This is a genomic window from Anaerosphaera aminiphila DSM 21120, assembly GCF_900129925.1.
Lineage (GTDB): Bacteria > Bacillota > Clostridia > Tissierellales > Peptoniphilaceae > Anaerosphaera > Anaerosphaera aminiphila.
This window is the reverse complement of the sequence record NZ_FQXI01000005.1, coordinates 111521-122354: the sequence shown is the minus strand read 5'-3', so window position 1 is coordinate 122354 and position 10834 is coordinate 111521. Positions and strand designations below refer to the sequence as shown.

General features: G+C 31.5%; 10 protein-coding genes, 10 tRNA genes and 1 other annotated feature. Of the genes, 17 read left to right on the top strand and 3 right to left on the bottom strand.

Annotated features, from left to right (window positions below):
• Nucleotide 1 precedes the first annotated feature (1 nt).
• The 13 genes from BUB47_RS04970 to BUB47_RS04910 all read left to right on the top strand — a co-directional run bounded on the left by BUB47_RS04970 (nucleotide 2) and on the right by BUB47_RS04910 (nucleotide 4230).
• Nucleotides 2-76: transfer RNA gene (locus BUB47_RS04970), tRNA-Glu, on the top strand.
• 57 nt (nucleotides 77-133) lie between these two features.
• Nucleotides 134-209, top strand: a tRNA-Val gene (locus BUB47_RS04965).
• Nucleotides 210-222: 13 nt separating this feature from the next.
• Nucleotides 223-299: transfer RNA gene (locus tag BUB47_RS04960), tRNA-Asp, on the top strand.
• 40 nt (nucleotides 300-339) lie between these two features.
• Nucleotides 340-415 (top strand) — tRNA-Thr (locus BUB47_RS04955).
• 6 nt (nucleotides 416-421) lie between these two features.
• Nucleotides 422-507 (top strand) — tRNA-Tyr (locus BUB47_RS04950).
• A 23-nt stretch (nucleotides 508-530) separates the two neighbouring features.
• Nucleotides 531-605: transfer RNA gene (locus tag BUB47_RS04945), tRNA-Gly, on the top strand.
• A 9-nt stretch (nucleotides 606-614) separates the two neighbouring features.
• A tRNA-Arg gene (locus tag BUB47_RS04940) sits at nucleotides 615-691 on the top strand.
• A gap of 619 nt (nucleotides 692-1310) precedes the next feature.
• The gene (locus tag BUB47_RS04935; RefSeq protein WP_073184310.1) at nucleotides 1311-2042 is read left to right on the top strand and encodes an HAD family hydrolase; all 732 of its coding nucleotides are present in this window, start codon (nucleotides 1311-1313) and stop codon (nucleotides 2040-2042) included.
• A 42-nt stretch (nucleotides 2043-2084) separates the two neighbouring features.
• Nucleotides 2085-2315: a binding site (T-box leader), on the top strand.
• Nucleotides 2316-2428: 113 nt separating this feature from the next.
• Complete coding sequence (cysK, locus tag BUB47_RS04930; RefSeq protein ID WP_073184309.1) at nucleotides 2429-3343, top strand: cysteine synthase A; 915 nt, start codon at nucleotides 2429-2431, stop codon at nucleotides 3341-3343.
• A 2-nt stretch (nucleotides 3344-3345) separates the two neighbouring features.
• Nucleotides 3346-3864: a serine O-acetyltransferase EpsC gene (gene epsC, locus BUB47_RS04925; RefSeq protein WP_073184307.1), complete on the top strand. Its 519-nt coding sequence runs from the start codon at nucleotides 3346-3348 to the stop codon at nucleotides 3862-3864.
• 112 nt (nucleotides 3865-3976) lie between these two features.
• A tRNA-Ser gene (locus BUB47_RS04920) sits at nucleotides 3977-4067 on the top strand.
• Between the two features lie 7 nt (nucleotides 4068-4074).
• Nucleotides 4075-4151 (top strand) — tRNA-Ile (locus BUB47_RS04915).
• A gap of 3 nt (nucleotides 4152-4154) precedes the next feature.
• Nucleotides 4155-4230 (top strand) — tRNA-Phe (locus tag BUB47_RS04910).
• Nucleotides 4231-4278: 48 nt separating this feature from the next.
• On the opposite strand, the gene BUB47_RS04905 is transcribed toward BUB47_RS04910, so the two are convergent.
• Nucleotides 4279-5556 carry a condensation domain-containing protein gene (locus BUB47_RS04905; RefSeq protein ID WP_073184306.1) on the bottom strand — a complete coding sequence of 426 codons (1278 nt, stop codon included), beginning with the start codon at nucleotides 5554-5556 and terminating at the stop codon, nucleotides 4279-4281.
• Nucleotides 5557-5680: 124 nt separating this feature from the next.
• On the opposite strand from BUB47_RS04905, the gene BUB47_RS04900 reads away from it, so the two are divergent.
• On the top strand, nucleotides 5681-6142 hold the full coding sequence (locus BUB47_RS04900; protein WP_073184304.1) for a macro domain-containing protein: 462 nt from the start codon (nucleotides 5681-5683) through the stop codon (nucleotides 6140-6142).
• Here BUB47_RS04900 and sfsA read toward each other — a convergent pair.
• Nucleotides 6128-6838 carry a DNA/RNA nuclease SfsA gene (gene sfsA, locus BUB47_RS04895; RefSeq protein WP_073184302.1) on the bottom strand — a complete coding sequence of 237 codons (711 nt, stop codon included), beginning with the start codon at nucleotides 6836-6838 and terminating at the stop codon, nucleotides 6128-6130. The genes BUB47_RS04900 and sfsA overlap by 15 nt on opposite strands.
• Before the next feature lie 73 nt (nucleotides 6839-6911).
• Between sfsA and BUB47_RS04890 the strand changes: the two genes are divergently transcribed.
• Entirely contained in the window at nucleotides 6912-7409 is a 498-nt protein-coding gene (locus tag BUB47_RS04890) for a GNAT family N-acetyltransferase (RefSeq protein ID WP_073184301.1), read from the top strand.
• Between the two features lie 12 nt (nucleotides 7410-7421).
• Here BUB47_RS04890 and BUB47_RS04885 read toward each other — a convergent pair whose 3' ends face one another.
• Complete coding sequence (locus tag BUB47_RS04885) at nucleotides 7422-9242, bottom strand: ATP-dependent helicase (RefSeq protein WP_073184299.1); 1821 nt, start codon at nucleotides 9240-9242, stop codon at nucleotides 7422-7424.
• A gap of 146 nt (nucleotides 9243-9388) precedes the next feature.
• Between BUB47_RS04885 and BUB47_RS04880 the strand changes: the two genes are divergently transcribed.
• Nucleotides 9389-9937: a phosphatase PAP2 family protein gene (locus BUB47_RS04880; protein ID WP_073184297.1), complete on the top strand. Its 549-nt coding sequence runs from the start codon at nucleotides 9389-9391 to the stop codon at nucleotides 9935-9937.
• A gap of 12 nt (nucleotides 9938-9949) precedes the next feature.
• Entirely contained in the window at nucleotides 9950-10744 is a 795-nt protein-coding gene (locus BUB47_RS04875) for a nitroreductase family protein (protein WP_073184295.1), read from the top strand.
• Nucleotides 10745-10834 lie beyond the last annotated feature (90 nt).

The window sequence follows — 10834 nt, the reverse complement described above, 5'->3', positions numbered from 1 at the left end:
AGGCCCTGTGGTCAAGCGGTTAAGACACCACCCTTTCACGGTGGTATCCCGGGTTCGATTCCCGGCAGGGTCACCAAGAAAAACATAAAGAAAAATTGAAAAGTGAATATACTTAATTTACCTTAGAAAATAAGGGCGCATAGCTCAGTTGGGAGAGCACCTGCCTTACAAGCAGGGGGTCATAGGTTCGAGCCCTATTGTGCCCACCATAGAAACATATGGGGCCTGGTAGTTCAGTTGGTTAGAATGCCAGCCTGTCACGCTGGAGGTCGTCGGTTCGAGCCCGATCCAGGTCGCCAAAAAAATTGACGAAACAATTTAATTTATATGAATTTACATGCTGGTGTGGCTCAATTGGTAGAGCAACTGACTTGTAATCAGTAGGTTGGGGGTTCAAGTCCTCTCACCAGCTCCAAAATAGGGAGGAGTACCCAAGTTGGCCAAAGGGGACGGACTGTAAATCCGTTAGCTTAGCTTTCAGTGGTTCGAATCCACTCTCCTCCACCAAGAAAATTTAATAAATACATCATGCGGAAGTGGCTCAGTGGTAGAGCATCGCCTTGCCAAGGCGAGGGTCGCGAGTTCGAATCTCGTCTTCCGCTCCATTTTTTTATGCACCGTTAGCTCAGCTGGATAGAGCGTCTGGCTACGGACCAGAAGGCCGAGGGTTCGAATCCTTTACGGTGCACCAAGATAAAGTCTTACAAACATTTTCAAAAATGTGATTGTAAGACTTTTTTTGTATATTTTTTAGTTAATATATACTTTGAGAAGATAAAATATTTAGTGCTAAAATAGAAAGCATATATAATTGTTAAAATAAAAGAATAAAATCGACTAGAGGTAAATGATTTAAACTTGTTTTTAGAGAGTTTATTTGAAATGGTATGTAACTCTACTTTTGTTGCTTTAAACTTAAATTTAACACTAAAAGCTCTCTTGAAATGATGTAATAAATATATATACTCTTCAAAATAAAAATTAGTAGCCGAGATTGTTGAAACATTAGCTATAAAAATTTTTATAAAAGTATATAAGAAAATAGATGAGGTAATTATAAGAATAATATTTTAATTTTAATTATTTAATTAGATATTTATAGTATAAAGTGAGTTTGATATAAAAACTATTGAAGAAAAAGAACTAAGTGGTATAATAGCTAAAACAAAAGAGGTATAAAATTGATTATATCTTCTTATCTTTATTAAAAATTAAGAGTATAGGTATAATTAATCAAAAAACTTTAAAATAAAAATAATTTAAATTTAAAAAATAATATATTAAAACATTTAAATATTGAGGTGGTGTTTATGAAAAAAATAGGAGCATTTTTTGATATAGATGGTACGATTTATAGAGAAGCTCTATTAATTCAACATTTTAAAAAGCTTATGGACTATGAGGTTATAGATAGAGCTTTATGGTATACAGATGTAAAAAAAGTATATGAGGAGTGGAAAAAGAGATATGGAGATTATGAAGAGTATCTTGAAACTCTGGCACCAATATACTTGGACAATTTAAAGGGTGAAGATAGAAAGTTTGTAAACTATATAGCTGATCAAGTTATAAAGACAAGTGGCGATCAGGTTTATAAATATTCTAGAGAGAGACTTAAATGGCATAAAGAAAAGGGACACTTAATATTTTTTATCTCAGGAAGTCCTGACTTTTTAGTTTCAAGAATAGCTGCTAAGTATGAAGCTACAGATTATAGAGGTAGTGTTTATAAAGTTGACAGCGATGAAAAATTTACAGGTGAGCTAATTCCCATGTGGGACAGCAGCAGCAAGAACAACGTTATTTCCGGATTAATAGAGGAATATGATATAGACTTAAAGAAAAGCTATGCCTATGGGGATACAACAGGAGATTTGTCTATGTTAAAGAAGATGGGTAACCCAATTGCCATTAATCCAAATAAAGCTCTATTAGAAAGTATAAAGTCAAATGAAAAGTTAAGTGAAAAGATTAAAATTATTGTTGAGCGCAAAGATGTAATTTATTCTTTAGATTCATCTGTAACTATTTTAGATTATTAATATTGACAAATATTAATATAGAGTTTATAATTCATTATAAATTAAATTGCTGTGATTTAGTAAAGTAGATTATGTTTTACCTTACAGAGAAAACTTTGGTGGTGAGAAAAGTTTGGAGGAAATATATTTGAAGTGCACTAATGAGCTTTGATTCGAAATTTTAGTAGATGATACGTTTGCTTACGTTATAGAGCTAGGACTTGTTTGAGTCTAAATGAGATGGGATTTATCCCAAACAAAGTGGAACCGCGAAGTTAACCTTTTGCCTTTGAATGAGGCGAGAGGTTTTTTTTATTTTGTTAAAGTTTTATTTAAATATAAAATTTATAAATGTGTAGCTAAGAATATTTATAAAAGGCTACAGTAGTTTGTTTAGGAGGAAAGAAATGATAAAAAATAATATTTTAGAGACAATAGGAAATACACCTCTAGTAAAGTTAAATAATTTAGTAAGTGAAGATATGGCAGATATATATGTAAAAGTTGAGTCAAAAAATCCAAGTGGATCTATTAAAGATAGGGCAGCCTATCAAATGGTAAAAGATGCAATAGAAAATGGAGATGTGAAAAAGGGAGATACAATAGTTGAGTCTACCAGTGGAAATATGGGAGTAGGATTGTCTATGATAGGAGCAGTTTTAGGAATTAATATTGTAATTGTAATGCCTGATTCTATGACTGTTGAAAGGAAAAAATTATTTGCAGCTTATGGGGCAGATATTGTATTGACACCGGGAAAACTTGGAATGCAAGGTGCAGTTGATGAAGCAAATAGACTGGTAAGAGAAAAGGGATACTATCTTTTAAATCAATTTGGAAATTTTTCTAATCCGCTAGCTCATGAAAAAACTACAGCTGTTGAAATATTAGATGAACTTAAGGATATAGATGTTTTTGTCGCAGGAGTTGGAACAGGAGGAACAATTTCAGGAATTGGGAAAAAACTAAAGGAAGAAATAGAAAACATAAATATTGTAGCAGTGGAACCTAAGACTGCACAAGTGTTAAAGGGAAATCCGGGAGCTCATAAAATACAGGGAATTGCAGCTAATTTCATACCTAAGACTTATAATGATAAATACGTTGATGAAATATATGATGTGAGCGATGAAGATGCCTATGAGACATCTAGAAACTTAGCAAAAAAAGAGGGAATACTGGCAGGAATATCTTCAGGTGCCAATGTATTTGCAGCACTGGAATATGCCAAAAAATTAGGCAGGGGCAAAGTGGTTGTAACAGTACTTCCTGATACAGGAGAGAGATATTTAAGTACGGATTTGTATCCATATGAGGATTAATTATGAACTGGCTAATTAGAGAGGCAAAAAATATATATGAAAAAGATCCGGCTTGTAAGTCAGTTTATGAGGCGTTGTTACTATATCCAATTATTAGAGCTAGAATATCTCACAGATTGGCAAATTATTTTTATAAAAAAGACCACAAATTTATTGCGAGATTTATCTCACAAAGGTCCAGAAAAAAAACCGGCATTGAAATACATCCGGGAGCTACGCTAGGAGAAAATTTATTTATAGACCATGGCATGGGAGTTGTAATAGGTGAGACTGCCATTGTAGGAGATAATGTATTGATGTACCATGGAGTTACTCTTGGGGGAACGGGAAATGAAAAAAATGTAAAAAGACATCCAACAGTTGGGAATAATGTAACCATTGGAGCAGACTCAATTATACTGGGAGATATAAAAATTGGAAATAACTCTAAAGTTGGTGCAGGTTCAATTGTATTAAGTGACGTTCCTGAAAATGTTACAGTAGTAGGGGCTCCGGCAAAAGTAGTAAGACAAAATAAATAATACTAAAAAATTTATAAATATTATAATTTTATCGCTTGACATTAATATTTTAATCCACTATAATAGAAAAAGTGATTTGCACTAAGAGTCACAACTTAGCCGAAAAGTAATTGGAGAAATACTCAAGAGGCTGAAGAGGCTCCCCTGCTAAGGGAGTAGGGCTCGTAAGGGTCGCGAGGGTTCAAATCCCTCTTTCTCCGCCAATGGTGAGGGCCTTTAGCTCAGTTGGTTAGAGCGCCCGGCTCATAACCGGTAGGTCTGGGGTTCGAGTCCCTGAAGGCCCACCATTTGCCCAGATAGCTCAGTCGGTAGAGCAGAGGACTGAAAATCCTCGTGTCGCTGGTTCGATTCCGGCTCTGGGCACCAAAAAAAGATCATTTGATTAGTCAGATGATCTTTTTTATTTGCAAAATTTTAAGAACTTAAAAGTAGTTTTTTTAACTTTTCAGAATCTTCTTTAAGTAAATTTAAGTTAGGGGAACTACCGTTTGCTCTAATAGAAATACTTGTTTTTTTATTTAGTGTAACAATCCCAACTATATGTTCATATTGAGCTTGAGGTGCGGGAAAGAAGTTAATAGAGTTTATGTGAATATTTTCTATTGGACCAAGATTTGCAATTGTAATTTGTCTACCTTTTTTAGAGTGATTCATAGCTAGGGCAACTTTTTTTGCAGCAAAATTATTTAAAGTTCCATAGGTATTAAAATATATTGAATCAATTAGTGAGTGGTCTAGCCTGTCATAAATATGTAGAAATAAAAATTTAGCTTTAGAACTTTCAAGTTTTTGTTTAATCATTGCATTTATATTTTTAGCATCCTCCCAAAGGGGATATTTTTTGCGATATTTAAAGGAGATAATAGAAATATAATTTCCAATTAAGTCCTCAGCATTAAAATTTAAATCTCTTCTAATGTCTATAGATACAGAAATTTTTCTGTGCTTTATTTTTTCGTTTAATTCTTCTGTTGCAACTAAAAGTGCGGATATAACTGCAGAACTTATGGTAACTTTATTGATTGTGGAATTTTTATGTAGTATTTGAGTTTCTATTTCATTAAAATTCAAAACACAAAGCTCAGTGTGTATTTTTTGGTGGTAGCTGTTAAATAGGTTTAAATAATTTGGTATGGAAAATTCTTTAGATGTATTTTTCCAAAGGCTGCTGATTTTATCTAAATTGTGATTTTGAAACATATTGGGTTTACTGTTCTTTGGAAAGTCAGAGCTATTATTTATCAGTCTCAAAAATGTAGAATGAGTATTTTCACCAGCATAGATTTTTATAAACTCATTTAAGAGTAAGAGTAGGGATTTTCCATCACACAAAAGATGGTGAACATAAAATAATACATCAAAGTTTTCAGTGTGAATATTTGTAAATATTCTAATTAAACTATCAGTATTTAAGGAGAAGGGTATTTTATCTTCTCTTTTAATAATTTCTGCGATATTTACATTTGTATTTGATATAGGAATTTTTTTGGCAGAATTTAAAAGAAAATAAGCTCTGCCATCACTTTCAAATTGGACAGTTGATGATAGGGAAGGATTGTTGCTAACAAGTTTTTCAATAGAACGATTAAAATCATCTTCATTAAATGAAAAATTTATATTTGCTGATATGGCAAAATGTGCAGTAGGAGACATTAGATAAATTCGCTCTGTATTTATATATAACTTTGTCAAAATAATCTTCCCCTTATTAATATTTTATTATTTTTCTTTGTTTATTATATGTAATATACTATTAGTAGTCAAAAATTAAAAGTACAAACTTTAAAATAAATTATTAAAATTGAGGTGTGCAAATGTGTTAAATATTATAGAAGGGGACATTTTAAGCCTTTCATGTGAGTGTATTGTAAATGCAGCTAACAGTGAACTTAAAATGGGTGGAGGAGTTTGCGGAGCTATATTTAGGGCAGCAGGAGAAAAGCAACTTCAAGAGGAGTGCAATAGTATTGGATACTGTAAAACAGGAGAGGCAGTAATTACTAAGGGATATAATTTAAAAGCAAAGTACATTATACATACAGTGGGGCCAGTATACAGAGGAGGGAAAAGTGGAGAGAGGGAACTTCTATACAGTTGCTATATTAATTCTCTTGAACTTGCAAGGAAAAGCAATATAAGTTCTATAGCTTTTCCACTTATATCCTCAGGGATCTATGGGTACCCCTATGAAGAGGCTTTAGAAGTTGCCAAAGAGGCTATAGAAGAGTTTTTAAATGAATTTGACATGAGAGTCTATCTAGTGTTAAAAAGAGCTTAAATCACCTAATAAAACGGGACTGTCCAATGTGATTTCATCACTTTTAACATTGCAGTCAAAGCACCTTATATCAACGCCGTTTTTCTGTGCCATATTTAATTCATGTCCAAAGTCAGGTTGCATTTCAACGTTGGGTAAAAAATATTTAATACCCTTCATTTGAATTAAAAATACTATATGGGCATTGTAGCCCTCTTCTTTCGCCAATTGAAGTTCTCTTATGTGCTTTAAACCTCTAATAGTGGGAGCGTCAGGGAAATAGGCAATGTTGTCTTTTTCAAGAGTAACGCCTTTAACCTCAATAAATCCCTTAACTAGTTCGGAGTCTTTTACAGACTCATAGTAGATATCAAAGCGACTTTTATTAAAAGTTTTTTCTCTTACAATTTTTGAAAAGTCATAATTTGTAAATATTTGCTTGTTTTTTAAGGCTTCTTCTACAACTGCATTTGGAGCTTGAGAGTCAATATTTATAAGTGTGTCCTTTTTGTATACAGAGGTCAATGTGTATTTCGTAACTCTGTCAGGGTTCTCTGACTTAGATACATATACTTTACTTCCGCTTATAAAAAGTTCCCTACACCTACCTGTATTTGGAACGTATACTTTTTCTTCAATTCCGTTTATTAAACACATTGCTATAAATCTATTTGGCCTATTTAAAAATATGGCCTCTTGAATATTTTCATATTTCATTAAAATCACCATTTTAAATTATAGCATATTGAATATTTACTTTATATATGTAGAATATACTTAGGAGGATGCTATGAAATTTAGAAAAGCAGAAATTAAAGATGCAGATATTATTTATAAAATGTACTTAGATGGCTCAGAAAGTTTAAAAAGAGATGAGGTAAATCAGTGGCAAGAAGATGAACAGCCAAAATATAGAGAAATAATTGAAAATCTTTCGGATATATACATATTAGAAGACGGAGAATTGGTTTCCACTGTGAGAATTGGAGGTCATGATCCACAATATGACAAAATCTATAGTGGAAGTTGGATTACTAATGGGGAATACTATTCAATTCATAAAGTTGCAACTTTTTCTACAAAGAAGAATAGGGGATATGCAAAGAAAATGTTTTTGGAAGGTGAGAACATGGCAAAAGCTGACAACATTAAAAGTATAAAAATAGACACTCATGAAGACAATATTAAAATGCAGAACTTTTTAACTTCTATTAACTATAAGTATTGTGGAATAGTTTATTTAGATGTTGAGGGAAAGAGATTTGCCTATGAAAAAATACTAGAGTAATCCTCTAGTATTTTAATATTTGGATAGTTCTATTAAAAATCGACTCATTTCTGAATTCTCGCCGTTGTGTACTTTAGGGTAGATTAAATACAAGTCTTCTTTAGCTCTGGTCATTGCAACATAAAAAAGGCGCCGTTCTTCTTCAAGAAGTGAGTTGTCATTTTCAAGAGACTTGTTTGAGGGCAGTACGCCTTCAACTAAGTCAATAACAAAGACACTGTCAAATTCAAGACCTTTAATGGAGTGAATTGTGGAAAGGGCAATATTGGACTGTGAATTTTTAGGAACTTTCATCAAAAACTCCAAGTGCTTTAATCTTCCAAGTAGTCCTTCAAAAGTGTTTTCATCTTTTGCTATATATTTTAAATAGTGGCTGTATTCTCTAAGGGACTTATAGTTAAATCCAAATTTATTTGCACTGTCTTTTAAATATTCGTCATATTCAAGAGTATCCAGTATATAGTCTATTTTTTTGTAAATAGACAGTTGGCTTAGTGTTTTAAAATTTGAAATTAAGCTTGCAATGTTGTCTTTATAGTAACTGGGAAGCCCGGGATAGGTTAATAGAACTCGCAACACATTTTTTCCACTGTGAGTTTTTAAGTAGCTAATGTGTTTCTTGGAAATATAGCCCTTTATTTTATAGTAAAAAGTAGAAAAAGTATTAATATCAGATGTATCCTCAGAAAATTTAATTATATTTAAAATATCCTTTAAGACAAAGTGATTAAAGAATTTCATGTTGTTGTCTTTAATGTTGAATGTAATATTTCTTCTCTCTAAGTATTCTACCAGACCTAAGGCACAGAGGTTATTTCTATATATGACCGCATAAGTTTTTGAAGGGTCATCTTGAGTTTTTTTGTAGATAAATTCATATTCCTCGTCATTATTTTCTAAAATAATAATATTTACAGGCTCTTTATAGCTGTTAGTTGTAGATATATTTTTTTTAAATCTTGATGTATTATTACTTATAAACAAGTTAGAAGTGTTTACTATATTTTTAGTTGATCGAAAATTATTTTGCAAATAGTATAATTTAAGATCTTTGTAAACTTTTTTCAAGTTCAACAGGTAAGCGGGGTCAGCGCCTCTAAAACTATATATAGATTGATCGTCATCAGCTACAATAAATAAATTATTGTTAGGTGAGCAGAGGTAGTCAACTATTTGAAATTGAGAAATAGAAGTATCTTGCCCTTCGTCAATTTGAAAGTATTCGAACTTTGACTTAAACTTAGTCCTAATGTATTGATCAGCTTTAAGTATTTTTAAAGCTAAAATAACCATGTCGTCAAAATCTATTAAGCCTCTTTTTTCCTTGTAGTCCTCATAAATATTAAATATTTCACAAAAATTAGGTATTTCATTTTTTGAATCCTTGGGATTAGTAAGAGAATTTTTGTGATAGGAAATTTGACTGATTATTATTTCAAGCTTTTCTTCAGTTACATTTTTTGAATTTACTTCATAGTATATTCTCTTTAAAAGTTCATATTTTCCAGTGGAGCTATCTTCTATAAGAGTGTATTTTTTTCCTCTGAGCCTTGAATACTCAAGAATAATTTGATAGCAAAAAGCATGAATTGTGGAGAACTTAAGTGGTCTATTAAATGTGGGGAATAGAGCTTTAAATCTTTTTTGCATATCTAGTGCAGATGCTTTTGAAAAAGTAATAGTTAAAATTTTACTTGGGTCTACTCCTGATTTAATTAAGTTCATAGTTCGATATATGAGCATAGTTGTCTTTCCAGCTCCGGGGACAGCTAATACTAAAGCCGGTCCATTTATATGGTTAATCGTGTTTAATTGTTCATTGGTAAGGTTCATTTAAAATTCCTCCATAGACATTCTATAGATTAAACTTATAAATTTCAATTGATTTTAAATAATGAAATGTTATAATGATAAAAATAGTTTGCAGATTCCTTTATAAAAGTAAATTATTGTTATATAATTCTACATAGAGGTAGTGTATGAAAAATCCATTTAAGTTATTTGACAATTTATTTATTAATTTAATAAATAAAAAAATGAATAATAAGTTTTTTAGCTTTTTATTTTATTATATTACAAATTTGGGAGGACCATTTTTTCTAATTGGTCTTGTCATAGTATTGATACTGCTCGGAAATAATATGAGAAGTTTAGGTATTGAAATAGCCCTTGCTTTAGGAGTTTCTACGATTGTAGTTCAAATATTGAAGAGAACTTTTTCTAGAAATCGACCTTATTGGATATTAGAAAATTTAAATACATATGGTATAGATTTAAGGGATTATTCTTTTCCATCAGGGCACTCGGCGGCGAGTTTTTCAGTTTGTACTATAATTGCCTTAAACTTTCCGGCATTTTCTTTATTAATTATGTTTGTTGCCATATTAGTAGCTGTTTCAAGAATATATTTAGCGGTGCACTATCCTACTGATGTTCTTGCAGGAATTATTATTGGCATTGTTTCAAGTTTGATTGTTCACTATAAGCTATATCCATTTCTTAGCTTATACTTTCAAAATAAATTTTAGGGGGAAAATATTATGGTTATGACCAGTTTTTTACAAAAAAGACGTTCAGTTAGAGAGTTTAAAGATGATGCAATTCCAAGTCAATTTATGACTACAATTAAATCTTATATTTCAAAAATAAATGATGAAAAAGAAGATGTAAATTATGAAATATATGAAGATGGGCTAAAAATTTACAATGGACTTATTGGCAAAGCTGGATATGGTGGAGTTATGATAAAAGCCCCTCACTATGTGGCGTTTATAGCTGAAAATGACGATAGAGAAACACTTTTAGATGTGGGATATTATCTTGAAAAATTAAATACACAAATTACAAATTTAAATTTAGCTACATGCTGGATAACGGTAGATGAAGTCGATAGTAAGGTTAGAAGTGAACTATTTGGGGAAAGTGGAGATAAAGTAAAATATATAGTTGCTTTTGGATATCCCGTAGGTAAAAAACCATTAGTTCCTGAGGCGTTTAGCTCTAGGCTTGAAGTGCAGGAAATAGTTTTTTCCAAAGAAGTTGGTCAAAAAGTTAGTATAGATGAATTATACAGTAGAGGACTGTTTAATATATTTTCTTCAGTTAGATTTGCTCCTAGTTATAAAAATCTTCAACCTTGGAGATTTGTAATAAGAGATGAGTATGTGTACTTATATATGGTGAAATCTGAAAATGACAATCACGCCCTTGTGGATATAGGTGTTGTAATGTTTTATTTTGAAGAGATGGCAAAATCTATAGGGATGTATGGGAAGTGGGAGTTAAGCTTAAAAGACGAAGAAAACTATTTAGAAATAGGAAAATTTAAAATGTAATATTGGAAATGAAAGCCTTCAATCTTAAAAAGTTGGAGGCTTTTTATTTTCTCTTGACAAAATGAGCATATGGGCATATACTTTAATTAA

Excerpts from the sequence above, each read along its gene's own strand:
- epsC (WP_073184307.1), top strand. The coding sequence starts at position 3,346 with ATGAACTGGCTAATTAGAGAGGCAAAAAATATATATGAAAAAGATCCG.
- BUB47_RS04875 (WP_073184295.1), top strand. The coding sequence starts at position 9,950 with ATGGTTATGACCAGTTTTTTACAAAAAAGACGTTCAGTTAGAGAGTTT.
- BUB47_RS04890 (WP_073184301.1), top strand. The coding sequence starts at position 6,912 with ATGAAATTTAGAAAAGCAGAAATTAAAGATGCAGATATTATTTATAAA.
- cysK (WP_073184309.1), top strand. The coding sequence starts at position 2,429 with ATGATAAAAAATAATATTTTAGAGACAATAGGAAATACACCTCTAGTA.
- BUB47_RS04935 (WP_073184310.1), top strand. The coding sequence starts at position 1,311 with ATGAAAAAAATAGGAGCATTTTTTGATATAGATGGTACGATTTATAGA.
- BUB47_RS04885 (WP_073184299.1), bottom strand. The coding sequence starts at position 9,242 with ATGAACCTTACCAATGAACAATTAAACACGATTAACCATATAAATGGA.
- BUB47_RS04880 (WP_073184297.1), top strand. The coding sequence starts at position 9,389 with ATGAAAAATCCATTTAAGTTATTTGACAATTTATTTATTAATTTAATA.
- sfsA (WP_073184302.1), bottom strand. The coding sequence starts at position 6,838 with ATGAAATATGAAAATATTCAAGAGGCCATATTTTTAAATAGGCCAAAT.